The following is a 23,737-nucleotide window of genomic DNA, read 5'->3' on the forward strand; positions in this document are numbered from 1 at the left end:
TTCACTCAGGTTCGATTAGAAACGGTAACCGAAGCCGACCATGACCTGGTGACGGTCGGTATCGATTTCACCGACATCGACGTCAGCGATGTCGCCCTCGAAATCGAGTTCCGCATCGCTGTAGTTCGAATAGCGATACTCGACCTTGGCGAAGGTGTTCGCATCAAGCGCGTATTCCACGCCGGCACCCAGACGATAGCCGTCGGTGTCGAGCTTGGCATTGAATTCGTCACCGTCGAACGAGTTGTTGATGTTGTAACGAGCGTTCGTGTAGCCGCCCTTGGCGTAGACCAGCAGGTCCGGCTGCGCGAGCACACCGACGCGTGCGCCGACATAGATGTCACGGCCAGCGTTCACATCGCCGAGCCCGAAGCCTTCGAAATCGCCGTCATCGAATTCGACGTCTGCGGTGGAGTCGGTCAGTTCACCTTCAAGGCCGAGGACCACGCCGCCGGCATTGAAGTCGTAACCGAGGCCGACGCCGTACACGACACCTTCGATCGACTGGTCGTTGTCTTCGTTCACATCGTCATCGATCGAGCTGCCAGCCTTGCTGACGTCGTAACCGCCGACGACTTCGACACGCGGGCCGGTGAAGGGCGAATTGTCCTGTGCCGCGGCGGGGGCTGCCATGGCGATTGCCGAACCGGCGACCAGAAGTGTTGCGACCTTTTTCATAGTATACTCCATTGTTGTTTTCGACGCGCCATGTGCGGCGCGTGGACCCATTCAACGGCGGTTTCCCGCTGGAGTTTCATTAACGTCGCACAACAAGAATGTGTTGCATTCACGCAACATTATTAGCGACGAAATGCATCACCGCGTCGACCAACTGCATCCCCGAATAATTTCGACGAACGGAGAGTTACGACGGTGAATTTGTGGAAACCCAATGCACGATCCTGCATTGAGCACGCCCCTTCCCTTTCACCCCTCATCCGCCTATATGCGCCGCTCCCATGGCAGATACGACTTTGATGAGCATCCCCGGGCAGATCGACCCGGTTCCTGTCGCGCGTGACATCACGCCGCGTCCCGACGGGCGTGTGGACCTGATGGGCTTGCCCAAGGCGCGTATCCGCGAATTGTTCGAAACCGCAGGGCTCGAACCGAAGCAGGCCAAGCTGCGCTCGAAGCAGGTGTTCCACTGGCTCTACCATCGCGGCGTCACCGAATTCGAGGCGATGACAGACATCGCCAAGACGATGCGCCCCTGGCTGACCGAACGCTTCGTCATCGGGCGGCCGGAAATCGTGGAAGCCCAGCATTCTAACGACGGCACCCGCAAATGGCTGCTGAAGACCGCCGACGGGCACGAGTTCGAAATGGTCTTCATCCCGGACGCCGATCGCGGCACGCTGTGCGTATCGAGCCAGGTCGGCTGCACTCTCAACTGCCGCTTCTGCCACACCGGCACCATGCGGCTCGTGCGCAACCTGACGCCGGGCGAAATCGTGGGACAGGTCATGCTGGCCCGCGATGCGCTGGGCGAATGGCCCAAGGGCAAGATGGATTTTGCCGAAGAAGCGGACGAAACCGAATACCGCTCCGACGGACGCCTGCTGACGAACATCGTCATGATGGGCATGGGTGAACCGCTGTATAACTTCGAGAACGTGCGCGATGCGCTCAAGCTCGTGATGGACGGCGAAGGCCTGGCACTTTCCAAGCGCCGCATCACCCTGTCGACCAGCGGCGTGGTCCCGGCGATGGAACGCTGCGGCGAAGAGATCGGCGTGAACCTTGCCGTGTCGCTTCACGCGGTGACCAAGGAAGTCCGCGACGAGATCGTACCGATCAACAAGAAATACGGTATCGAGGAACTGCTCGCTGCCTGTGCCGCCTATCCGGGCGCGAGCAATGCCCGGCGCATCACATTCGAATACGTGATGCTGAAGGACAAGAACGATTCCGACGACGATGCGCGCGAACTGGTGCGCCTGATCAAGGAATACGACCTTCCCGCCAAAGTGAACCTGATCCCGTTCAATCCGTGGCCCGGCGCGCCCTATGAATGCTCCACTCCCGAGCGTGTGCGCGCATTTTCGAACATCGTTTTCGAGAATGGCATTTCCGCGCCCGTCCGGACCCCGCGCGGCCGCGACATCGACGCAGCCTGCGGCCAGCTGAAAACCTCAGCCGAAAAGAAGAGCCGTGCCCAGCGCGATCGCGAAGCGGCAGAGGCAGAAGCAGGGGCTGCGCAGGAGTGAGCGCGGACGCGGACACGATCGCCTATTACGAGGCGAACGCACCGCGCTACACCCTGTCATTCGGCCAAGGGCCGAGCCGCTTTCTCGATACTTTTCTCGACAGGCTTGAGCTGGGGGCCGAAATCCTCGAACTCGGCTGTGGAAGTGGCCGGGATTCCGCGCGCATGGTCGAACGCGGCTTCGCTGTCGATCCGACCGACGGGACCGAGGCCATGGCCCGCAAGGCGCGCGAGCGGTTCGGCCTGCCCGCACGCAAGCTGCTGTTTTCCGACCTCGACGCGCTGTCGGCTTATGACGCGGTCTGGGCGCACGCCTGCCTGCTCCACCTGCCCCGCGCCGATCTATTGCCCGTCCTGCGATCCATCCACGAAGCCTTGCGTCCCGGCGGCCTGCACTTCGCCAATTACAAGCTGGGCGACGAGGCGCATCCGGACGAAGGCCGCGATCCGCTGGGTCGCTGGACCAACCTCCCCTCGCCCGAATGGCTGGAGGAGCGTTACCGTGAAGCGGGTTTCGCGATCCTCGATGCCGTGCGCTATCGCGGCGAAGGAGCCGACGGCGTGCAGCGCGACTGGTATGCCCTGACGGTCCGGCGCGCTGACGATTGACCGCAGCGGCTGAAGCCTTTCCTACTTTGGCGGCATGTGCTGGAAGGGGCAGATGACCGTGCCAAAGCCTCGAGAAACGACAGGAATGCGCCGCTTGGAAGGTGCCGAGAATTTCCTCCCCAGGACCGTGTTCCATCCGTTCCACTCTGTAGGATTTCGGGGCCGGATATGAGCGTGCGCGTGGATGCGATCTGTATCGGACTGCCCAAGCCCTTCAACGGTGCGGAACTCAGCGCCATCGACAAACGCCCGCTGGAAGGAAAGGCGACCTTTCGCAGTTTCGGCATCGAAGGGGACATGGTCGCCGATACGAAGCACCACGGCGGGATCGACATGGCGGTGCACCAGTATCCGACCGACCATTATCACGCCTGGAACGAGGAACTGGGTGGACATTGCCTCCTGACAGGCCCTGCCCCTTTCGGCGAAAACCTGATGGCTGCTGGCCTGACAGAGGACGAGGTCCTGATCGGCGATCGCTTCCGCCTCGGGACTGCCTTGCTGGAAGTCAGCCAACCGCGCCAGCCATGCTGGAAGATAGAGCATCGCTTTGGCCGGAGAGGCATGGTCGCGCGCATCCTTAGCAATCACAATTGTGGCTGGTACTACCGCGTCGTCGAGGAAGGCGAAGCAGAAGCAGGCGACGAATTGCACAAGATCGAAGAAGGCCATGATGCATGGAGCGTGGCCCGCGTTTTCGCAGCACTCTACGATCTGGCCGCAACGCCGAATCGGGACGAGCTTCAGGCTATTGCGGCGCTCGAACGCCTTACCCTAAAATGGCGCGGCAAGGCACGCAACAAGCTGCAATCATAGCATTTCGTCGCAGGCCGCCGGTCGGTTTATCGCTAATTTCAGGTTAAAGGCGTTTGTTCATCCGCGGTTGTAATCCCCGCCGCAAACTAGCGACCAATCACTCTCACTAGGGGACGCACAATGAAGAAGATCGCACTCGCATTCGCCGCCGGCACGATGGCCGTGACCGGCCTCGGAACCGCCGCTCCGGCAGCCGCCGATCCGCCCAGCTGGGCTCCGGCCCACGGCAAGCGCGCCAAGGAGCGGATGTACAACAACCAGGGCTATTACGTCACTCCGCGCCGCATCACGCGCGACAGCTACATGTGGCGTGGCCGCGACGGACGCTATTACTGCAAGCGAGACAACGGCACGACCGGTCTCGTCATCGGCGCCGGTGTCGGTGCACTTGCGGGCCACGAACTCGCGGGTCGCGGCGATCGCACACTGGGCGCGATCCTCGGCGGCGCAGTAGGCGCAATTGTCGGACGCGAGATCGACCGGGGCAGCCTGCGCTGCCGCTGATCGGCGTGAGATAACAGCAAGCGCCGCAGGCCGATGGGCCTGCGGCGTTTTGCTTGTCCGCACCTCATCGGCCTAAAGCGCTTGATCGCACAGGCATTGCTGGTCCAGACCGGCACTATGGATCGATCCGACGAGCTTTTCCGATGACCCGGCCCGCCGTCCTTGTGACCGGTGGCGCAAAGCGGCTCGGGGCTGCGATCGTGAAGGCCTTCGCTGCGAAGGGCTGGCACGCAATCATCCACTACCACAGCTCCGACGGGGCCGCGCAGGAACTGGCCGACAGCCTGCCGAGCGCGGAGACGTTCTGCTGCGACCTGCGCGACGGCGATGCCGCGGTCGCGATGATCGAACAGCTTGCCGAGCGCCACGATGATTGGCGGGTGCTGGTCAACTCCGCCTCCGCTTTCTCGCCAGACGATGTAACCGGTCTCGATCCCGACACGAACCAGAGGGCGATGCAGATCAACGCCCGCTCCCCCGCCCGCATGGCACAGACCTTCCTGAAGGGCGCAAAGTCCGAAGATGGGCGCTGCGTCATCCAGGTCACCGACCAGAAGTTGCGGAACCCCAATCCCGACTTCTTCAGCTACACGATGAGCAAGCACGCGCTCGACTCCACCATCGCAATGCTCTCCATGGGCGCCACCCGCGATAACGACCGGGTGTACGGCCTTGCTCCCGGAGCGATCCTGCCGAGCCACGACCAGACGGAAGAGGAGGCTGAGCGCTCGCACCGGATGAACCTGCTCCAACGTCGTACCGGGGCTGACGAGATTGCTGATGCCGCGGTGTTCCTCGCGCAAGGTGACCTCGCCAGCGGCCAGACGCTCTTCATCGACAGCGGCCAGCACCTGCTGCAGCAGGACAGGGATGTCATCTACCTCGCGCGAAACGAGGAGGTCGGCGCTTGAAACGGCACGCTCTCAGCACGCGGTTATGGCATTGGCTGAACCTGTTCTGCGTGGTCGTCCTGTTCATGTCGGGCCTGACGATCTCCAACGCCCACCGCCTCCTCTATTGGGGCGATTGGGGATTTTCCCGCCAGCAGGCCTGGCTGGAAGTCCCCCGCTTTCCGGACTGGATGACGATCCCCGGCTATTACAGCCTGGCGGTGGCGCGCGATTGGCATATCCTAGTGGCGTGGCCCTTTGCCGTAGGACTGCTTCTGATGTGGGCTGCCATGCTCCTGAACCGGCATTTCAAGCGCGACATCGCCACGAGCAAACGCGAATGGCGCTGGTCGAACATCAAGCAGGATGTGATCCAGCACCTGAAGCTCGACTTCGACCACGGGGACGGCAAGTACAATTTCCTCCAGAAGCTGGCATACGGCTTGGTGCTGGGCGTTTTCCTGCCGATGATGATCTTCACCGGCATGGCAATCAGCCCCGGGCTCGAACCCGTACTGGGATGGATGGTCGACCTGATGGGCGGCCGACAGTCGGCCCGCAGCCTGCATTTCATCTTCGCCTTTGTCATTTTCGGTTTCTTCGTGGTGCACCTCGCCCTCGTCATCCTGGCGGGTCCTTACCGCCAGATTAGGGACATGATTGCGGGAGGCCGTGTCGATGAAGCGTAGAGGATTCCTTGCAGTGCTCGGCGCAGGTTTCGTTGCCGGGTGCAACAAGTTCGCCGATAGCGATGCGGGCTCCAAACTGCTCGGTGCGGCGGAGAAATGGCACAAGGGCGCGCACGAGTTCCTGACCGACAGGAACGCTCTCGCCCCCGAATTCCCGCGCAGTGCCATCTCTCCCTTTTTCCGGGGCAACGGTTCGGTCGATCCGCAAAACGGCGACTATCCTGCGCAGGCTGCAGCAGGCTTCGCAGACTGGCGGCTGCAAGTCGGCGGCTTGGTCAAGCACCCGCTTTCCCTCAGTCTCGAGAATATTCGCAAGCTGCCTCAGCGCACGCAGGTAACACGCCACGACTGCGTCGAGGGCTGGAGCGCTATCGGCGAATGGACCGGGCCGCAGCTGTCCCTGCTTCTCGACGCGGCCAAGCTGAAGCCCGAGGCCAAATTCATCGTCTTTCGCTGCGCAGACAATCTCAACGGGCAGGATTATTACGAGAGCGTCGACCTGATCGACGCTTACCACCCGCAGACAATTATCGCGCACGAGCTGAACGGCAAACCGCTTCCCATCCGCAACGGTGCTCCTCTGCGCATGCGCATCGAACGCCAGCTTGGCTACAAACACGCCAAGTATCTCACGGCTATCGAAGCTGTGGCCAGTCTAGACGATATTGCGGGCGGAAAAGGTGGCTACTGGGAAGACCGGGCCGGTTACCAATGGTACGCAGGTATCTGATCAGTCAGGGTATTTGCGCGCCATACCGTCCCAGTCGTTGCGAACCAGTTGCTCGAGCACGTCCATATCTACGTCGGCTAGCTTGTTGATGTAGAGGCAGCTTTTCCCGGTCGCGTACTTGCCGAGCCTTGCAAGAAGCTCGTCTCGCCGCTTCCCGGCTTGGGGGTCGCAGTATCCGCCCATGAGGTAGAGCGAATGCTTGGCCTTGCGCGGGCTGAATCCGCTTCGCATCCAGTGAACCTCGCGCCCGCTGTCATAGGTCGTCCGGTATTCTCCGTACCCGATGATGGAAGGCCCCCACATTTGCGGAGCCTTGCCAGTGACCTTGCGAAACAAGGCATCCAGTCGCTCGGCTTCCTCTCGTTTCCGTTGCGGCTCCACCGAAGCAATGAAGTCGGCTGGATCGCGGTCGGTAAGCTGCGTCTTTGCCTCTGCCATGTGGAGTCCATAGCATTGCTCGCGATTTCGACCAACGCATCCGCCAATCTTGCAGACTGCGATCTACTTCCAGAAACCTGCCGCTTTCCACCGGCCTAGCGCTTCTTGATTGCCTACCGCATCACGCTCCTGCTAGCCGCGCGGCCAAGCTAACCAAGGTGCATTCCATGTCCGAGATCAAACGCGTCGTCCTCGCCTATTCAGGTGGCCTCGATACCTCCGTCATCGCCAAATGGCTTGAAGTCGACCGCGGACTGGAAGTGGTCACGTTCACGGCCGACCTCGGTCAGGGCGAGGAGATCGAGCCTGCGCGCGAGAAAGCGCGGGCAATGGGCATCCCCGACAAGCACATCTTCATCGAGGATCTTCGCGAGGAATTCGTGCGCGATTTCGTCTTCCCGATGATGCGGGCCAACGCGCGGTACGAGGGGGATTATCTTCTCGGAACCTCGATCGCCCGGCCGCTCATTTCCAAGCGCCTCGTGGAAATCGCTCACGAAACCGGCGCAGATGCGATCGCGCACGGAGCGACCGGCAAGGGCAACGACCAGGTGCGCTTCGAATTGTCCGCCTATGCGCTTGATCCGGATATCAAGGTTATTGCCCCCTGGCGCGAATGGGACCTCACGAGCCGCACCGCGCTCATCGCATGGGCCGAAAAGCACCAGATCGCGGTTCCGAAGGACAAGCGCGGCGAAAGCCCCTTCTCGACCGACGCGAACCTCCTGCACACCTCCAGCGAGGGCAAGGTGCTCGAGGATCCGTGGGAAGAGACACCCGATTACGTCTATTCGCGCACGGATCATCCGGAAGACGCGCCGGACACGCCTGAATACATCGAGATCGGCTTCGAGAAGGGCGACGGTGTTTCGCTGAATGGCGAGGCAATGAGCCCGGCCACCCTGCTCACCGCCCTCAACGAGCTGGGCCGCAAGCACGGCATCGGGCGTCTCGACCTGGTCGAAAACCGTTTCGTCGGAATGAAGAGCCGCGGGATGTATGAAACCCCGGGCGGTGAAATTTACGCCCGGGCGCATCGCGGTATCGAACAGATCACGCTCGATCGCGGCGCGGCTCATCTCAAGGACGAGCTGATGCCGCGCTATGCAGAACTGGTGTACAATGGACTTTGGTTCAGCCCCGAGCGCGAGATGCTGCAGGCGGCCATCGATCTCAGCCAAGAGAAGGTCGGCGGAACCGTCAGGCTGAAGCTGTACAAGGGCAACGCAATGGTCGTCGGCCGGAAGTCCGATCAGTCGCTCTATTCCGAAGCCCATGTCACCTTCGAAGATGACGCAGGCGCCTACGACCAGAAGGATGCCGAGGGCTTCATCAAGTTGAACGCCTTGCGACTTCGCCTGCTGGCCAAGCGTGACCGGTAGAGAATTATCGGCCAGCTTGCTCGTAGGCGCGTAAAATTGCGCGCATAGCGGCGGTAGGGTTCGAATCTTTGCGACGAACGGTTGACTTATCCACCTCCCTCCACAGCGAATTGTGTGGAAAGTGGATAACTCGCCTCTTGTGCGCTTGAAGAATCACGCAATCAGGAGCAGCTTTAACTCATCGGAACGGCGAAGAAAGCTTCCGGTCTGGACGATCTAACGATCTGAAAGACTTAGGAAATTCGGAACCGGAAAGACGTAGCGGAACCTGTCCGCGCGACTTAAGAGACCCTCGTGCCGAAGGCTCACGCCGGACGCAAGGCGGGTCGATGACGAAGACGCGTAACGTTCCATTACGAGCCGGGCCAACCCGGTCAGATGCCGAAGGAGGCGTCGCGACAAGGTCTTCGGACCGGATGGCGATGCAACCGTTTGAGGCTCTGGCCACCAGCGGAAGGTCGGGCTGCGGAGCTGCCTGTTGAAGGTCGGCTGGGGAAAGTAAGCGAACGGCTTCGGCCGCGACGCGACTGGACCGGGCTGATTGGAGGGTGGAGCCGGATGCCGGTGCGAGCGCCGGTGACAGAACCGGAAGGGAAGTCTTCGGACGGAACGGAAGGGAAAACATCGGATGCCAAGTCTGCGTCCCTTGAACTTCGGTTGAAGGAACACGGCCACGTATCGGTGAGAGTGGGGTCGGCAGCAATGCCGGCCCCATTTGCTATGCGGCACCCTTCCCCGCCAATCACGCAACTGCCTCCAGATGCCCCGAATCGCTCTCTGGTATGCACGCCACCTGGCACACCCCAGATGCAGTAGGAAAGCGCGACCACCTCCGTATCGACACGCTGAAACGTGGCCAAAACGAGGCAGTTTCCGTCCACGTTAACGACTCCGCGCGGCGCATCGCCTATATCCTCCCGAACCGAACGGGAGGTCCATTCATGGCCAAACGCGCGCTACGCAGCGCACTCTTCGTTGCAGCACTGGTGCTGCCCGGCACTGCCGGTCATTCGGAAGAGCGCGAGCTTACCCCAGTATCCGACACCCATTTCCAGGCGAGCTTCGCCGAGTACGCCCCCCTGCCCGCTGCGCCTGCGCCGGGTCCGGAGGCGGTGGATCTCGGCACCTTCGATCCCCCGATCGAGGTGGAGCCTGTCACGACTTCGCTCGGCAGCGGGGTTGCCTCCTATTACGGCCGCCGGTTCCACGGCCGCCGCACCGCCAATGGCGAGCGGTTCGACATGAACGCCATGACAGCTGCGCACAAGACGCTGCCCTTCGGAAGCCTGGTCCAGGTCACCAACCCGCGCACGGGGGCTTCGGTCATCGTGCGCATCAACGACCGCGGTCCCTACGCACATGGCCGCACCATCGACCTCAGCCGCGCCGCGGCCCAAGAGATCGGCATCATCCAGCGCGGTCACGGCTCGGTAGAGCTGGAGCTGGTGAAGTAGGCCCGCGCCTTCGCGCCAGCCCCTCGCCGCTACCACACGAACGCGCCCTTCCGGTCCTCTCCGGTGAAGAGCCACCACTCCTGCCTGCGCCCCTCGTAGGCGGATAGCTGCAGCTCCTCCAGCGCGAGAGGCTCCATCCCCAGCGCCTCCGCCTGTTCCTCGATGCTCGGCGCATCGGCAGGCCGCGCATCGTGCATTGCCAGCACCCGCTCGACCCATGTGGCGCAGCACGCGCACATGTCCTCCTCGTCCAGCGTGTCGGATTGTGCCCCGCATTCCCTACAGAGTGGAACGGGTGGAACACAGTCCTGGGCCAATTCTTGCGGAGAGCGCGCCGCCGCCAGTTCCTCGCCCCGCTCCAGCGCCTCGATCCGGTCGTCGAGCACATCCAGCTCGGCCGCGATTTCGGGCTTTTCCTCGAGCCGGTCGAGCCGCGCCAGGTGCGCGAGCAGCAGGCGGTCGGAATAGCGCCTGCGCCGCGCCACCTCCTCGCCGTGGTAATAGACCGCCTCCTCCACCCCGTTGATCGCGCGATCGGCGAGCGTTGCCTCTGCCGAAGCCCGCGCCGCGAGCAGCGCCGCATCCCACGCCCGCGCAAAGCCGGAGGAGCGCCGCCGCGCCCGATAAGCCGTCTGCGCCGAGCACGAGGCCGCCCGGCACGCGAGCCGGACATTGCCGAACAGCTGGAGGCTCTTGAGAAACTCCGCCTGGAGCGAAGGCGTCAACACCGTCCGCCCCTCCCCATGCGGACCGTGGGTCGGAGCGGTTTCGATCGGGACGATGGCGTTCATGCGGCCCCTCCAACGCAGGCGTGTGGCGAAAGTACCGAGCCGATAGGCGAGGCAAGGCCGACCGGCCGCCCGAGCTTATGCGAGGAAGCCAAGGCGCACGGACGTGCGCCGCCCGGCGTTTGAGGGCGCAAACAATAAACAAGATTCATGGTTCACCTCATGGATTGGAGTGAACCGGCGTAATTAAAAGGGGATTGGGAAGTAGGACAGGAACTTCACTTTCCATGCCCATCCTTGTCAGTCGGTCGATCACGCGTGTGATCGTCGAGGAGGGTTAGCAGATTGGTGAAGTTGATCACTGACCAACACTCCCGTATTGTTATTGATATCAGAAAATACATCCAAAATGACGATATAAAAACAGACACGTCATCACTGATGAAGGAAAATGAAAATCCCCCAGCAGCCATGATTGCTATATAAACAACGCAACAAAATAAAATAAGAATAGAGGTCTGAAAGCCATAAACATAGTCGCTTAAAGGATTATTTTCACCAATTATTCTATCCCTAAACTCTGCGTTATTTAGTATCGTCGATGCCCGAGAGGTCCAAGCGAACGCCATGCCAGCCAAAATCGAAGCCGCTGGGAACAACGCTTTTTGAGCAAATTCGAAGCCATTCAGCTTAAGTCCGATGGTAAGAGCCGCAGCAACGCCCAGATCGAGTAAGGTCCATCGCGAAAATAGCAGGCGGTATCCTGTTTTGCGGCCGGATTTTGCGCTAAACCAACTCCAATATTCTTCAATCATCCCGTGGATACCTCAGCCGGATATAAGCAGCTTTCAATGCCGCAAGCATTCGCTCTTTGATATCCTCCAGCCCAGCGGAAAATTCCAATTTCTCAAGGAGCGGTGTCCCTCTGAGATAGATGACCCTGCCCCTGCCTCGCTCGCCATCAAGGATAGTCGCACTGGCGGTATCGCCCACAGAAGCCGCACTTCGAGCCATCTCCTCCACCACATCCTTGTTTAAATCTTCACCGCGAGTTTCGACCGTAGTTTTTTGCCCCCTGATCTGCTCGTTATACTGCTCCGCAGGTTCGTGAATCAATTTGTAGACGTCATGCGGGTTCTCAAACTCGGCGGTAAACTGAAAGCGTGTGATACGCTCCGCCTGCCGAACCTGTTCGATAAAGTTCTCAGGATCGCGGAGCTCATCGACCACCACGCGAAATCCAGACTTCGCGGGAAAATCGACACTATTCAACAACTTCTGGAGTTTAGCTGCAACCTCACTAGGTTTAGCTGTCACACCCGATTTTTTCTCAATGACACACGCCTGGGTTTCGCCGTCAAACACGCCATGCACGTACGGAGCACGCTCAGCTTCAGCCTCGTAGAAACGCTCCCGCGTTCCATCATATTGTGGACTTGTGATCGACTGCACCCTTCCGAACTGGAAGATTATGGCTCGACCGGCAAATTTCTCGGCTGCCGCAATATGCCACTCACTACCACCACCTACTTCAGCCGTGGGATGGGCCAATATCGAATCTAGAATAACATCAGACGCTTCACGTTCTTCGGCGAACAGATCAGTTTGATCGAACGGCTCGCATCGAATACGAAAAACATGTAGCCACTTTTGCATACAACCCCCGTGAAGCGTAATTTCACTTCTGAACCATGTGCAACGTCTAGTCTATTGATATTCGAGAATATATTAAAAATAAGGAGCGCCTTGTCGCCAAGACGCTCCCCGTTACATCAAGACAGCCCAAAAAAACTGAGCAGCGCCAAGATCAAGCCAACGGGGATAGCAATCCCCATGCCCAATCGGAACGTCGCTCCATTAGGCTGGCTGGCTTCGATGGCGAAGGTAATCTGCATATGCAGTCCTCCTCAATCTAGCGCGGACCTCTTGATGAGCCGAATACCGCGCTTAAGGCCAGCTATGGCAAACTTCCGGTTTTAGAAGCAGCCCCGAGGTGTTCGCCACACGCTTTCGGCTGCACAAGGAGGCCAAGATAAACGAGCAGAGTTTTCTCAGCAAGCTTTTGTTTATTATGACCTACTACTCCCGTTGCCGCTCCAGCATCGACTTCTGGTACTGGACAGTTGACCCTTCTGGCAACTCGGCCAAGTCCTCCGACGTGCCTCGGGCGACAATCTCACCACCACTACCCCCCCCTACATCGCGTTGCGCGCGCAGCCCTGCACGACGGTCCGCATCTCCGCATTGTCCTCGCCGAAGGCGTCGGTCAGTTTGAAGCCGCGGCGGTCGAATTCGCGTTTCATGCAGCCGCAGATTTGCGGGGCCTTGGACTGGAATTCCGCCGGGAAGCGCGCGCGGGCGACGCATTGCTCGACGAAGTCCTCGTCCAGCTTGCGGTCCACCTCCGCCCCGATCTCGTCGCTGTTCGACCAGCTGAAAGCGACCAGGAAGCCGACCACTGCGGCAATGATAAAAGCTACCCATTTCATCATGCGTGCCCTCCCAAGCGGTGACGATGATACGCCTCCAAGGGTGCCCTGGCAAAGTTAAGATCTGGTGTGGCGGGCTCTTGCCCTCGCGCTCAGGGGTTCTTCCAGTCGAACAGGTGCATTTGCTGTGCCGCGAAGCTGAACAGGGCGGTTGCGCTCATCAGGAACACCAGGATCACGGCCACGACGGCGTTGCCCGCGGGCGCATATCCCAGCGCCCCTGCGGCAAAGACGGCGCTGGACAGCGTTCCGGCCGACCACGAGGTGACATTGTGCACCGTCCCGATGGCGCGCCAGTTGGCTGCCCCCACCCTCAGGTAGAACAGGCCCATGGTCAGGCCGACCAGCGTCATCATCGCCGCGCCCGCCAGGTGGAAGGCGAACAGGGCCTGTTGCTCGCTGGCGCCGTAGTGCATCGCGGCGATGGGTATGAGCGGGACGATCAGCATGGGATAGGAGCCGATCAGCAGCGAGCGGCTGTGCATGCGGTCGGCCATCCCGACTTCGCGTCCGCCCATCACGAAGGTGAGGAACACGGTCACGAAACCGATCAGCACGACGGCGATTTCGGCGGTGGTCAGGAAAAAGCTCTCAAGCTGCATGGCGCGGCCCCCGTCGCAGGTTTGCGGCGCGTCCCTGCCTGCGATCCTATCGCATTGCGGGGTGGGGTCAATCGGGGGCCTTGCCGCGCGGGCGGCGGGTTATTCCGCCGCTTCGGCTTCGGGCCTGCTGGCGCGCTCGAGCATGGGCTTGAGGTAGTGTCCGGTATAGCTTTCCGGCACCTCGGCCACTTCCTCCGGGGTGCCCTGCGCCACGATCTCGCCGCCGCGTACGCCGCCTCCGGGGCCAAGGTCGAGGATGTGGTCGGCGGTCTTGATGACGTCGAGATTGTGCTCGATCACCACCACCGAATTGCCCTGCTCCACCAGCCGGTGCAGCACTTCGAGGAGCTTGCGGACATCCTCGAAATGCAGGCCCGTGGTGGGCTCGTCGAGGATGTAGAGCGTCTGGCCTGTGCTGCGCTTGGACAGTTCCTTGGCCAGCTTCACCCGCTGCGCCTCGCCGCCTGACAGCGTGGTCGCCTGCTGGCCGACCTTGACGTAGCCCAGCCCCACCTCGTTCAGCATGTGCATCTTGTCGCGGATCGGGGGGACGGCCTTGAAGAAGACCTCCGCATCCTCGATCGTCATGTCGAGCACGTCGGCGATGGAGTGACCCTTGAACTTCACTTCCAGCGTTTCGCGGTTGTAGCGCTTGCCGTGGCATTCCTCGCACGTCACGTAGACGTCGGGCAGGAAGTGCATCTCGATCTTGATCAGCCCGTCGCCCTGGCACGCCTCGCAGCGGCCGCCCTTGACGTTGAAGCTGAAGCGGCCGGGCTTGTAGCCGCGCGCCTTGGCTTCGGGGAGGCCGGCGAACCAGTCGCGGATCTGGGTGAAGGCGCCGGTGTAGGTTGCCGGGTTGGAGCGCGGGGTGCGGCCGATGGGCGACTGGTCGATCTCGATCACCTTGTCGCAATATTCGAGGCCGGTGACCTTGTCGTGCGCACCCGCGACCACGCGTGCGCCGTTCAGTGTGCGAGCCGCGGAGGCGTAGAGCGTGTCGATGGTGAAAGACGACTTGCCCGAGCCCGAGACGCCGGTGATGCAGGTGAAGGTGCCGAGCGGGATGGAGGCGGTCACGTTGTTGAGATTGTTCGCCCGCGCGCCATGGACCGTAAGCGCGTGTCCGTTGCCCTTGCGGCGGGTGGCCGGAACGCTGATTTCGCGGCGGCCGGTGAGATAGTCTGCGGTAAGCGACTTCTTGCTCTTGAGCACCTGTTTCAGCGTGCCCTGCGCCACCACCTCGCCCCCGCGCACGCCTGCGCCGGGGCCGAGGTCGACCACATGGTCCGCCTGGCGGATTGCGTCCTCGTCATGCTCGACGACGATCACCGTATTGCCGAGATCGCGCAGGCGCTTGAGCGTTTCGAGCAGCCGGTCGTTATCGCGCTGGTGCAGGCCGATGCTCGGCTCGTCGAGCACGTAGAGCACGCCCGACAGCCCCGAGCCGATCTGGCTGGCGAGGCGGATGCGCTGGCTTTCGCCACCGGACAGGGTTCCCGAGGTCCGGTCGAGATTGAGGTAGTCGAGCCCCACATTGTCGAGGAAGCCCAGCCGCTCGTTGATTTCCTTGAGGATGGCCTTGGCGATCTGCCTTTGCGTGTCGTTCAGGTCATCGGGCAGCTTGAGGAAATAGGCCTTCGCATCGGCCACGCTCATCTTGGTGGGTGTGGCGATGTCGGTCCCGGCGATCTTCACCGCCAGCGCCTTCTCATTCAGGCGCTTGCCATGGCAGGTCTCGCACGGCTGCGCGGTCTGGAATTTGGACAGCTCCTCGCGCATCCACGCGCTTTCGGTCTGCAGCAGGCGGCGGTTGAGGTTGCCGATCACGCCCTCGAACGGCTTCTTCACCGTGTACTGCTTGCGCCCGTCCTTGAAGGTGAGCGGAATGGCGCGGCCGCGGGTACCGTAGAGGATGATATCGCGGATTTCCTTGTCGAAATCTTCCCACGGAGTGGTGAGATCGAACTCGTATTCCTTCGCGAGGCTGGCCAGCACCTGCATGTAATAGGGCGACGGCGGATTGCTCTTCGCCCAGGGCACCACGGCGCCCTTCTTCAAGGACAGCGCCTCGTTGGGCACGACCAGCTGTGGGTCGAAGAGCTGCTTTTCGCCGATCCCGTCGCAGGTGGGGCAGGCGCCTTGCGGCGCGTTGAAGGAGAACAGGCGCGGCTCGACTTCCTCGATGGTGAAGCCGGACACCGGGCAGCTGAAGCGCTCGGAGAACACGATCCGGTTGGCAGGCAGCCCCGCGCCCTTCATCGCACCGCCGCCCTCGGCCTCGTCTTCGCGCCCCGGCACCACGCCATCGGCAAGGTCCACATAGGCGAGCCCGTCGGCGAGCTTCAGCGCAGTCTCGAAACTGTCGGCGAGGCGCGTTTCGAGGCCCTCCTTTACCGCAAGGCGATCGACGACCACTTCGATGTCGTGCTTGAATTTCTTGTCGAGCGCGGGTGCTTCCTCGATCGGATACATCTCGCCGTCGATGCGTACGCGGGTGAAGCCCGCCTTCTGCCATTCGGCCAGTTCCCTGCGGTATTCGCCCTTGCGCCCGCGCACGACCGGCGCGAGCAGGTATAGCCGCGTGCCTTCGGGCAGTTCCATGACCCGGTCGACCATGTTGGAAACGGTCTGCGCCTCGATCGGCAGACCGGTGGTCGGCGAATAGGGTACGCCCACCCTCGCCCACAAAAGGCGCATGTAATCGTAGATCTCGGTCACCGTCGCCACGGTCGAGCGCGGGTTGCGGCTGGTGGTCTTCTGCTCGATCGAGATCGCGGGAGAGAGCCCGTCGATATGTTCGACATCAGGCTTCTGCATCATCTCGAGGAACTGGCGCGCATAGGCGCTCAGCGATTCAACGTAACGCCGCTGGCCTTCCGCATAGATCGTATCGAACGCCAGGCTCGACTTGCCCGAGCCGGACAGGCCCGTGATCACGATCAGGCTGTCGCGCGGCAGGTCGATATCCACGCCCTTGAGATTATGCTCGCGCGCGCCGCGTACGGAGATTTTGGTAAGTGCCATGAAGGAAGCGTGTTCCCGAATTGTTCGCTTTGGTCAAGGGGCCGCGATTATGGGAGGTCCAGCCCTTCAGTGAGGGCAGCGGACGAGAAGCGCGGGGGTTCCGCAAATGTGGGTTTTGCCCTCGGCGAATACAAGCCGGGACCCCGAAAGCCGCCACGCGGGTTCTCAATGCATGACCATCCCACGCTCACTCCTTTCGATAAGCGCCTTCCTTTCAGCAACTTGCCTTGCCGGGTGCAGCGATGAGCCTACATCCGGAGGCGACATTGTCGGCCCCGAAACTGCGACACCCGCGCTTGAGATCGGCGCGCCAGTGACCTCGCTCGGGGCGATCGAGGGGTTCTGGCTGGTCGAACGCTTTGAGGAATTTTCGCCGGACTGGCGCGAAGGAGTCGGCTGGCGCAGCGCCTATGTCCAGGTCAACGACGATGGGCTGGCCTATTCGGTCGGCTGCAATCACTCCAGTAATCCGGCAACGCTGGGTGAAGATGGGATACTTCGGGACTCCGGCGATGGTTCGCGCATCCAGACTTTGATGGGGTGTCCCGCCGAATGGGAAGGCCGTGACGGCAGGTTCTTCGGCTTCTTCGGTACAAACCCTACAGTGAACCGGGTTGGAGAAACCCGGCTGCTGTTGAAAAGCGGGGGTACGGAACTCGTATTGGTAGAGCCGGAAGCCTGGCGGCTGGCCAACATCCCCGAACGCGATTTCGTGACGGGCAAGTGGGTGCCGCAAATGGCGTCCACTTACGACGGATGGGGCTATTCGGGCTTCGGCATCGGCGAGAAGGCAGGTGTGGTCACTATCGGGAATGGCAACATCGAATGGTCGGAATGTCCCGGCACCTCGATCGACATCGAATGGACTGCTGACGGCCGCCTGAAGAACAGGGATGGTGCCAGGATCCAGTGCGAGGCGCTCAAGCGGGATAGCGATAACGGCAGGAGCCTCGTAATGGGGCTGTTGTCGGCCAGCCCTGCCGTGATCCGAACTGGTAAAGACCACATCACCCTGCTCGATGGAACGGGCGACAAGGGCGGCCGGCTCGACCTTCAATCGCTCGAGAGCGTCATGAACCCGCCGAAATTGCCGCCACCCCCGCCCGGAGAGGCCGAACCGCCTCCCCCACCGCCTTTACCCTTAAATAACTGAAAATAAGCAGCTAATCCATGAATCCCTGCACCGTCGACACTCTCCCAACCGAGTGTCAGGCGCGGTGAAGCGTGGACCCTTTCGGTCCGTCAATCCGTTGATTGGGTAACACAGGCCGTAATCCGGCCCGGCTTTTCGGCAATGTACGAAGGGTCCTAAATCCAGATATTACGGGAATAGAAATTACAATGAAGCAGGAAGTCGAGCAAAAGGATCGGGTCGCACCGTCACCCGATCGCTTACGCCCTGCGCCCATATCCGGTTCGCTTCAGGACGAACGCATTCGCGCCATCATGCGTGAACTCGATCGGCCACTCGATAGCGAAAACTGGACTGCTACACCCCACGCAGGTGAGCAGAAGCGTGCGCGCAGGTTACTCAAGCGGATAAAGCAACATCGCCGCCACCGCAGCGAGCTCAAACGGGCGCGCAAGGCGGCCCAGCAGGTATTCAACGTCAAACCCAAACTGTCTTCGCGAAAGCGGGCGACGTTGATGATGGGCGCAGGAGCAGTCGGACTGGCGGCCTTTACCGGGCCTCCGACGCAGAACGCACGCAGCAAGCCGGATATGACGGCAACCTACGTGATGGCTGCGGAAGAGCAGGACATCCGTAAGCCTGCCGCCCTGATGAAGGCCAGCGATACATTCAAGCAGGCGCTCATCGAGGAAGAAGGCGTTCGCTACACCGTCTATCGCGATGTTGCTGGCTATCCCACGGTCGGCGTAGGCCATTTGGTAACGCCGCAGGACAATCTGCGCGTGGGCGATCGTGTATCGGAAGAGCGCGTGCTCTCGCTTCTCGAGAAGGATCTCGAAACGGCAGAGCGTGGCGTCCGCATACTGGTGGGTGACCTGCCGCTGTTTCAGCATGAATTCGATGCCCTGCTCGACCTCGTCTACAATGTCGGCCTGGGCAATGTGTCCCAAGCAGAGAGCCCGAGGCTCAATGCGGCGATCCAGGCGGGCGACTACGAGCGGATCGCTGCCGAGCTCGACTACACACATGCCGCCGGCAAGGTCGCGCGTGGGCTGGAATTCCGGTCCGAAAGGCGTGCACAGATGTTCATGGAAGCGAGCTATGAGAACCCAAGGGACACCTAGGCTTTTCTATTCATAACAGAATCGGCATGTTTTCGCGCAACATTGTAAGTTGCTTGCTTATGTCATAAGGCATGCGCGAGGCCTCACCCACCATGGGTCGAAGGTGAGGTAAAAGGGGAAGCCGCGTGAAGACGGCAACTGGCTTTATTGTCGCTCCCGAGCGGGACGCAGACTGGCTACGCGAAAGCTGGCGCGAAACAGTTCGGTCCGTGCTCATCACCGAACAACGTGCGTTCTCGGCCAACGTCCTCGGGGTAGTTGCGATTGCAGTCGCTGCGTTGTTCCTTGCCAATCCCGCCGCCTATGTCCTGCCCCTTGTCATGCGGGTGCTCGCGCTTGTTGGCGCACACATTTCCTACAACCACCTCCGCCGACGCATCGACAGTGGGCACTCTCTGGACCCTGCGCTCCGGATACTGACTATCATGCTGTTTTTCGGCGGGATGAGCTGGGCGTATCTTCTTCTTCCCTCGCTTGCCCAGCCGCTGGAAGAGCCATTGCGGCTGGTGATCGCTGCCGGGACCATCACCGGCGTCGGCCTGATCGTGACAATGACCGCGCCGCTTCGCAAACAGACATTTGCCTTCATGCTGGGCTTTCTGCTCACGCTCTTTGTCGGACTCTATCTCTTCGCGGGAGACGCCCTGATGCCTTACGGTTTCGGCACGACCGCCCTTGTGATCGGAGTATCCATGTTTGCCTTCGCTTCCGCGCAGCAGCGTAGTGTCTCCGCAGACATGCTGGTGGAGAACCGCCGCCTCAACGAAGACCTTGCCGAGGCACTTGCCCAGGCGGAATTCCTTGCCAAGCACGACCCGCTCACCGGTCTCTACAACCGCCGCGCCCTTTTCGAATACGGATTGGTCGACGGCCAGACTCAGGAGACCGCCCACCTGCTGCTGATCGACCTCGACCACTTCAAGAAGATCAACGACAGTTACGGTCACGACATGGGCGACAAGGCGCTGGTCGAGGCGAGCAAGCTGATGCGCGATGCCTTGCGCTCATACGGCGAAGGCCACCATTTCGCTGCCCGGCTTGGCGGCGAGGAATTCTGCGTCTTCCTCGACGAGCCCGACGCCAATAGCGCGCTGGTGTTCGCCGAGGATCTGCGTGAAGGTCTTTCGATGCTGCACGAAGTGATCGGACTGCCGAGCGGCGCGACCAGTGCCTCGATCGGCATCGGCCCGCACCGTCGTGGCAGCACCATCGACGAGAGCCTCAGGCTCGCCGATGCGGCAATGTACGATGCCAAGACCGACGGCCGGAACCGCGTGCGGCAGGTCGATCGCTGACATCGATCGCGTTCGGACTACGCTATGAGTCACCGCGTGTTCGTCGGACTACGTCCACCTTCCTCCGTCCGCGACCGGCTTACGGACCTGATGGAAGGCGTAGAAAATGCCCGCTGGCAGGATGACGACCAGCTCCACCTGACGCTTCGCTATGTCGGCGATGTGGAGACACACCAGGCCGACGATCTTGCCGAAGGACTCAGCTCGATCATCTTCGAAAGCTTCGACCTTGTCATCGCAAGTTCCGGTTACTTTGAGAGAAAAGGTATCTTACGTGCCTTGTGGGCAGGCGTCGAACCCAGCGAGCCGCTTATCCGCCTGCAGCGCAAGGTAGAGCGCGCATGCCAGGATGTCGGCATAGAGCCTGAAGGGCGCAAATTCCTCCCCCACATCACCCTCGCCCGCCTCAATACCGCGAGCGGTCCGGCCCATGCTTTCCTGTCCGAAACCAGTCGCATGCGGCTGGAGCCGTGGACCGTGCAGGAATTCGTCCTGTTCGAGAGCGAATTGCATCCCGAGGGGTCGATCTACACCCCCATTGTCCGCTATCCTGCGCAGTAATGACACTGACACCCCGCCTTTTCCCGCTAATCGGCCTCGCAACTGCACTTGCAGCGTGCTCTCCCGCGCCGTCTGACATTCTGGTGCCGGACGACCAGCGCGAGCCCTTGGTGCAGGTCGTCGAAAAGGAGGCCAAAGCCGATCCTGCCGAGAATTGCCTCTTGCTCGTGTGGTCGGAACAGGAAGAACCGGATGTCGAATTCGACCGGGCCCACGATGCGGTTAACGGCGGCGCGATCTCCTGTGCCACCGGAACCAGCCCGAGCCAGTTCGAAGCCGCGATCGAGACGTTGCGCGAGGCGGCGCAAAGCGGCGACAAGACCCGCATGCTCGAACAGGTGGGCCTTCCGCTGCTGTATATCGATGCAGAGGGCGAGCGGCGCGAACTGACCGAGGATCAGGTCGACACCCTGTTCGATGAGGTATTCGACCAGCGCATGGTTTCGGTCCTGCGCGATCTGGACCTGTCGCAAATGACGGTCGACCAGGACCAAGGCGCCTATTTCGAGCTCGGTTCGTTATGGCTGGTGGTCGACGACACCGGAGGCAAGCCGCGTATCGTCACGGTGAACCGCCAGGCGCTTGAAGAAGCCGCGGAAGCCGCCAAGAAGCAGGCCGAACGCGGTCAGGGCAAGACGCTCGACTGATCGCCTTTGCAGACCACCGTCGACGGTTCGACGCGCGAAACTTGCACTTCGCCTGCAATTCCTGTTCATGCGCCATTGTCGCAAAGGAAACCATATTGCGAATGCACATTCGTTCATTCGCCTTTCGCCGATTATTGGAGAGACCATGAAGGCCCAGATTTTGGCCACCACCGCCGCCGCAGCACTGCTTGCCGGCTGCGCAACCATCAACACCGAAGAAGGTGACCCCTTGGCAGACCTGCAAGAAGCCCAGGCCTACAATCCGGACATCCCGGCAGGCACCGGCTATTTCGCTGACCGCAGCGATCTTCCCTTCTACGCGCCCGATTTCACCAAGATTTCGGAAGACGATTATCTCCCTGCCTATGAGCAGGCGATGATGATCCACAAGGCCGAGATCGAGGCGATCAAGAACAACCCGGCCGCCCCCAATTTCGAGAACACCATCGTCGCGCTGGAAAAGGCCGGCGGCATGCTGGGCCGCATCAACACGGTCTTCTTCGCCCTCACCGGTTCGAACACGACCGATCGCCTGGACGAAATCAACACCGAAATCAGCCCTAATTTGACCGAGCATTATGACGCGATCACGCTCGATCCCGTCCTCTTCGCCCGAGTAAAGGCGGTCTATGACAACCGCGCCGCGATGACGATGACGGTCGAGGACGCAAAGCTGCTCGAAACTACTTACGAAGGCATGGTCCACGCCGGCGCGCTGCTGAGCGATGCCGAGCGCGAGCAGGTCAAGGCAATCAACTCGCAGCTGTCGACGCTGACGACCGAGTTCAGTCAGGACGCACGCGCCGCGATGAGCGACCAGCCGGTCATCTTCGACAGCCGCGAAGAACTCGCCGGACTTTCGGACAGCGACATCAGGTCGGCTGCCGATCTCGCAACCGAGAAGGGCTTCGACGGCAAGTATGCCATCGCGCTCCAGAACACGACGCAGCAGCCGCTGCTTCCGAGCATGGAAAACCGCGACGCCCGCGAAAAGCTGTTCATGGCGAGCTATCACCGTGCGGACGGCACGACCGATGTCGATACGCGCATGCTGATCGCCAAGATCGCCAAGCTGCGCGCCGACAAGGCGGCGCTGTTCGGTGAAGCCGACTGGGCCAGCTACGCCATGTGGGATCGCATGGCCGAAAAGCCCAAGACCGCGCTCGATTTCATGGAGCAGATGGTCCCCGCCCTCGCCGCGACCCAGCGCCGTGAAGCCGCCATGCTGACGGCCGCGATTGCTGCCGACGGCGGCGATTACTCTGTGAAGCCGTGGGACTGGTATCGCTATGCCAACCGCATCAAGGCCGAACAATTCGACCTCGATGAAGACGCGGTGATGGAATATTTCGTGCTCGACAAGGTGCTCGAGGACGGCGTGTTCTACATGGCCGAGAAGCTCTACGGCCTCACCTTCCAGAAGCGCACCGACCTGCCAGTCTATCACCCGGACGTGACGACCTACACCGTGTTCGATCGTGACGGCAGCGAACTGGGCATTTTCTATTTCGACCCGTTCCAGCGCCCGTCCAAGCGCGGCGGCGCATGGATGAGCAATTTCGTGGAACAGAGCCATTTGTATGGCACCAAGCCGGTGATCTACAATGTGCTCAACATCCCCAAGGCGCCGGAAGGCGAAGTCCAGCTGGTCAGCTTCGACTGGGTGAACACTACTTTCCACGAGTTCGGCCACGCGCTGCACGGCTTCTTTGCCGACCAGCGTTACGAAAGCCTGTCGGGCACCGCCACGGCGCGCGATTTCGTGGAATATCCCAGCCAGGTCCATGAAATGTGGGCCACCTGGCCGAGCGTGCTTTCGAACTACGCCAAGCACTACGAAACCGGCGAAACCATTCCCGACGAGATGATCGAGAAGATCGAAGCCGCTGCAAAGTTCAACCAGGGCTATGATTTCGGCGAAGTCGTCGAAGCCGCCCTGCTGGATATGAAGTGGAGCGCTTTGTCGCCTGCCGAAGCAGCGGCGATCGATACGCCGGAAAAGGTCGACGCGTTCGAGCGTCGTTCGCTCGAAGAACTCGGCCTCGAGATCGACCTCGTGCCGCCGCGTTATCGCAGCACCTATTTCAGCCACATCTTCAGCTCGCCCGCGGGTTATTCCGCCGGCTATTACAGCTACCTGTGGACCGAGATGCTCGATCGCGACAGCCGCAAGTGGTTCATCGAGAACGGCGGCCTCACGCGTGAGAACGGCGATCACTATCGCGCAACCGTGCTCAGCCGTGGCGGGACGATGGATTACTTCCAGATGTTCCAGAACTTCGCTGGCCGGGCACCGGATGTGACCCCGATGCTCGAAGCACGCGGCCTCGTCGCCGGTGACGAAGCGGCGGACAGCGAAGTGTCGGACGGCAAGCTTCCGGGCAACGCCGTCAACTAAGGCTGATCGTCAG

Annotated in this window: 24 protein-coding genes; 15 read left to right on the plus strand and 9 right to left on the minus strand. The window is 61.1% G+C overall.

The features are described 5' to 3' along the window. Positions 1–15: 15 nt before the first annotated feature. Entirely contained in the window at positions 16–678 is a 663-nt protein-coding gene (locus tag CVE41_RS00830; protein ID WP_100258980.1) for an outer membrane protein, read from the minus strand. A gap of 281 nt (positions 679–959) precedes the next feature. On the opposite strand from CVE41_RS00830, the gene rlmN reads away from it, so the two are divergent. From rlmN to CVE41_RS00865, 7 genes are all read left to right on the plus strand, one after another. Further along, positions 960–2,210, plus strand: a complete 1,251-nt coding sequence (rlmN, locus tag CVE41_RS00835; RefSeq protein ID WP_100258981.1) for a 23S rRNA (adenine(2503)-C(2))-methyltransferase RlmN — start codon at positions 960–962, stop codon at positions 2,208–2,210. After that, positions 2,207–2,818: a class I SAM-dependent methyltransferase gene (locus CVE41_RS00840; RefSeq protein ID WP_100258982.1), complete on the plus strand. Its 612-nt coding sequence runs from the start codon at positions 2,207–2,209 to the stop codon at positions 2,816–2,818. Before rlmN ends, CVE41_RS00840 begins: the two co-directional genes overlap by 4 nt. Before the next feature lie 168 nt (positions 2,819–2,986). Further along, positions 2,987–3,634: an MOSC domain-containing protein gene (locus CVE41_RS00845; RefSeq protein WP_100258983.1), complete on the plus strand. Its 648-nt coding sequence runs from the start codon at positions 2,987–2,989 to the stop codon at positions 3,632–3,634. A gap of 120 nt (positions 3,635–3,754) precedes the next feature. Continuing rightward, positions 3,755–4,138 carry a glycine zipper 2TM domain-containing protein gene (locus tag CVE41_RS00850; RefSeq protein WP_100258984.1) on the plus strand — a complete coding sequence of 128 codons (384 nt, stop codon included), beginning with the start codon at positions 3,755–3,757 and terminating at the stop codon, positions 4,136–4,138. A 143-nt stretch (positions 4,139–4,281) separates the two neighbouring features. After that, entirely contained in the window at positions 4,282–5,049 is a 768-nt protein-coding gene (locus tag CVE41_RS00855) for an SDR family oxidoreductase (RefSeq protein WP_100258985.1), read from the plus strand. Next, entirely contained in the window at positions 5,046–5,717 is a 672-nt protein-coding gene (locus CVE41_RS00860; protein ID WP_100258986.1) for a cytochrome b/b6 domain-containing protein, read from the plus strand. The genes CVE41_RS00855 and CVE41_RS00860 overlap by 4 nt, the downstream gene beginning before the upstream one ends. Next, the gene (locus tag CVE41_RS00865; RefSeq protein ID WP_100258987.1) at positions 5,707–6,447 is read left to right on the plus strand and encodes a molybdopterin-binding protein; all 741 of its coding nucleotides are present in this window, start codon (positions 5,707–5,709) and stop codon (positions 6,445–6,447) included. The genes CVE41_RS00860 and CVE41_RS00865 overlap by 11 nt, the downstream gene beginning before the upstream one ends. Here CVE41_RS00865 and CVE41_RS00870 read toward each other — a convergent pair whose 3' ends face one another. Further along, entirely contained in the window at positions 6,448–6,885 is a 438-nt protein-coding gene (locus CVE41_RS00870; protein ID WP_100258988.1) for a DUF1801 domain-containing protein, read from the minus strand. A gap of 167 nt (positions 6,886–7,052) precedes the next feature. Between CVE41_RS00870 and CVE41_RS00875 the strand changes: the two genes are divergently transcribed. Beyond that, entirely contained in the window at positions 7,053–8,267 is a 1,215-nt protein-coding gene (locus CVE41_RS00875) for an argininosuccinate synthase (RefSeq protein ID WP_100258989.1), read from the plus strand. Positions 8,268–9,208: 941 nt separating this feature from the next. Beyond that, a complete protein-coding gene (locus tag CVE41_RS00880) occupies positions 9,209–9,721 on the plus strand; it encodes a septal ring lytic transglycosylase RlpA family protein (protein ID WP_100261300.1) in 513 nt (170 codons plus the stop codon). Positions 9,722–9,750: 29 nt separating this feature from the next. Here CVE41_RS00880 and CVE41_RS00885 read toward each other — a convergent pair whose 3' ends face one another. The 7 genes from CVE41_RS00885 to uvrA all read right to left on the minus strand — a co-directional run bounded on the left by CVE41_RS00885 (position 9,751) and on the right by uvrA (position 16,567). Then, positions 9,751–10,512: a hypothetical protein gene (locus CVE41_RS00885; RefSeq protein WP_100258990.1), complete on the minus strand. Its 762-nt coding sequence runs from the start codon at positions 10,510–10,512 to the stop codon at positions 9,751–9,753. A 215-nt stretch (positions 10,513–10,727) separates the two neighbouring features. Continuing rightward, positions 10,728–11,264 (minus strand): hypothetical protein, encoded by a 537-nt coding sequence (locus CVE41_RS00890; protein ID WP_100258991.1) that lies wholly within the window; start codon positions 11,262–11,264, stop codon positions 10,728–10,730. Then, complete coding sequence (locus CVE41_RS00895) at positions 11,257–12,105, minus strand: hypothetical protein (RefSeq protein ID WP_157799349.1); 849 nt, start codon at positions 12,103–12,105, stop codon at positions 11,257–11,259. The genes CVE41_RS00890 and CVE41_RS00895 overlap by 8 nt, the downstream gene beginning before the upstream one ends. Before the next feature lie 116 nt (positions 12,106–12,221). Next, positions 12,222–12,344 carry a hypothetical protein gene (locus tag CVE41_RS14915; protein ID WP_269800157.1) on the minus strand — a complete coding sequence of 41 codons (123 nt, stop codon included), beginning with the start codon at positions 12,342–12,344 and terminating at the stop codon, positions 12,222–12,224. Between the two features lie 300 nt (positions 12,345–12,644). Next, the gene (locus tag CVE41_RS00900; RefSeq protein WP_100258993.1) at positions 12,645–12,941 is read right to left on the minus strand and encodes a hypothetical protein; all 297 of its coding nucleotides are present in this window, start codon (positions 12,939–12,941) and stop codon (positions 12,645–12,647) included. 89 nt (positions 12,942–13,030) lie between these two features. Continuing rightward, entirely contained in the window at positions 13,031–13,540 is a 510-nt protein-coding gene (locus CVE41_RS00905) for a hypothetical protein (RefSeq protein ID WP_100258994.1), read from the minus strand. A gap of 99 nt (positions 13,541–13,639) precedes the next feature. Beyond that, positions 13,640–16,567, minus strand: coding sequence for an excinuclease ABC subunit UvrA (gene uvrA / locus CVE41_RS00910; RefSeq protein ID WP_100258995.1), 2,928 nt, complete (start codon positions 16,565–16,567; stop codon positions 13,640–13,642). 313 nt (positions 16,568–16,880) lie between these two features. Between uvrA and CVE41_RS00915 the strand changes: the two genes are divergently transcribed. From CVE41_RS00915 to CVE41_RS00940, 6 genes are all read left to right on the plus strand, one after another. Further along, positions 16,881–17,720: an META domain-containing protein gene (locus CVE41_RS00915; RefSeq protein ID WP_198507685.1), complete on the plus strand. Its 840-nt coding sequence runs from the start codon at positions 16,881–16,883 to the stop codon at positions 17,718–17,720. Between the two features lie 188 nt (positions 17,721–17,908). Continuing rightward, positions 17,909–18,823, plus strand: a complete 915-nt coding sequence (locus CVE41_RS00920) for a lysozyme (protein ID WP_232725734.1) — start codon at positions 17,909–17,911, stop codon at positions 18,821–18,823. A gap of 125 nt (positions 18,824–18,948) precedes the next feature. Further along, positions 18,949–20,118 carry a GGDEF domain-containing protein gene (locus tag CVE41_RS00925; protein WP_100258997.1) on the plus strand — a complete coding sequence of 390 codons (1,170 nt, stop codon included), beginning with the start codon at positions 18,949–18,951 and terminating at the stop codon, positions 20,116–20,118. 24 nt (positions 20,119–20,142) lie between these two features. Next, entirely contained in the window at positions 20,143–20,679 is a 537-nt protein-coding gene (thpR, locus tag CVE41_RS00930; protein WP_100258998.1) for an RNA 2',3'-cyclic phosphodiesterase, read from the plus strand. Further along, the gene (locus CVE41_RS00935) at positions 20,679–21,326 is read left to right on the plus strand and encodes a hypothetical protein (protein ID WP_100258999.1); all 648 of its coding nucleotides are present in this window, start codon (positions 20,679–20,681) and stop codon (positions 21,324–21,326) included. The genes thpR and CVE41_RS00935 overlap by 1 nt, the downstream gene beginning before the upstream one ends. A 145-nt stretch (positions 21,327–21,471) precedes the next feature. Next, entirely contained in the window at positions 21,472–23,724 is a 2,253-nt protein-coding gene (locus CVE41_RS00940; protein WP_100261302.1) for a M3 family metallopeptidase, read from the plus strand. The last annotated feature ends 13 nt before the right edge of the window (positions 23,725–23,737 follow it).

The sequence above is a fragment of the Qipengyuania seohaensis genome, assembly GCF_002795865.1.
Lineage (GTDB): Bacteria > Pseudomonadota > Alphaproteobacteria > Sphingomonadales > Sphingomonadaceae > Qipengyuania > Qipengyuania seohaensis.

Coding starts and splice junctions, on each gene's coding strand:
- CVE41_RS00830 (WP_100258980.1), bottom strand. CDS start 678: ATGAAAAAGGTCGCAACACTTCTGGTCGCCGGTTCGGCAATCGCCATG.
- rlmN (WP_100258981.1), top strand. CDS start 960: ATGGCAGATACGACTTTGATGAGCATCCCCGGGCAGATCGACCCGGTT.
- CVE41_RS00845 (WP_100258983.1), top strand. CDS start 2,987: ATGAGCGTGCGCGTGGATGCGATCTGTATCGGACTGCCCAAGCCCTTC.
- CVE41_RS00850 (WP_100258984.1), top strand. CDS start 3,755: ATGAAGAAGATCGCACTCGCATTCGCCGCCGGCACGATGGCCGTGACC.
- CVE41_RS00855 (WP_100258985.1), top strand. CDS start 4,282: ATGACCCGGCCCGCCGTCCTTGTGACCGGTGGCGCAAAGCGGCTCGGG.
- CVE41_RS00865 (WP_100258987.1), top strand. CDS start 5,707: ATGAAGCGTAGAGGATTCCTTGCAGTGCTCGGCGCAGGTTTCGTTGCC.
- CVE41_RS00870 (WP_100258988.1), bottom strand. CDS start 6,885: ATGGCAGAGGCAAAGACGCAGCTTACCGACCGCGATCCAGCCGACTTC.
- CVE41_RS00875 (WP_100258989.1), top strand. CDS start 7,053: ATGTCCGAGATCAAACGCGTCGTCCTCGCCTATTCAGGTGGCCTCGAT.
- CVE41_RS00880 (WP_100261300.1), top strand. CDS start 9,209: ATGGCCAAACGCGCGCTACGCAGCGCACTCTTCGTTGCAGCACTGGTG.
- CVE41_RS00885 (WP_100258990.1), bottom strand. CDS start 10,512: ATGAACGCCATCGTCCCGATCGAAACCGCTCCGACCCACGGTCCGCAT.
- CVE41_RS00890 (WP_100258991.1), bottom strand. CDS start 11,264: ATGATTGAAGAATATTGGAGTTGGTTTAGCGCAAAATCCGGCCGCAAA.
- CVE41_RS00895 (WP_157799349.1), bottom strand. CDS start 12,105: ATGCAAAAGTGGCTACATGTTTTTCGTATTCGATGCGAGCCGTTCGAT.
- CVE41_RS14915 (WP_269800157.1), bottom strand. CDS start 12,344: ATGCAGATTACCTTCGCCATCGAAGCCAGCCAGCCTAATGGAGCGACG.
- CVE41_RS00900 (WP_100258993.1), bottom strand. CDS start 12,941: ATGATGAAATGGGTAGCTTTTATCATTGCCGCAGTGGTCGGCTTCCTG.
- CVE41_RS00905 (WP_100258994.1), bottom strand. CDS start 13,540: ATGCAGCTTGAGAGCTTTTTCCTGACCACCGCCGAAATCGCCGTCGTG.
- uvrA (WP_100258995.1), bottom strand. CDS start 16,567: ATGGCACTTACCAAAATCTCCGTACGCGGCGCGCGCGAGCATAATCTC.
- CVE41_RS00920 (WP_232725734.1), top strand. CDS start 17,909: ATGAAGCAGGAAGTCGAGCAAAAGGATCGGGTCGCACCGTCACCCGAT.
- thpR (WP_100258998.1), top strand. CDS start 20,143: ATGAGTCACCGCGTGTTCGTCGGACTACGTCCACCTTCCTCCGTCCGC.
- CVE41_RS00935 (WP_100258999.1), top strand. CDS start 20,679: ATGACACTGACACCCCGCCTTTTCCCGCTAATCGGCCTCGCAACTGCA.
- CVE41_RS00940 (WP_100261302.1), top strand. CDS start 21,472: ATGAAGGCCCAGATTTTGGCCACCACCGCCGCCGCAGCACTGCTTGCC.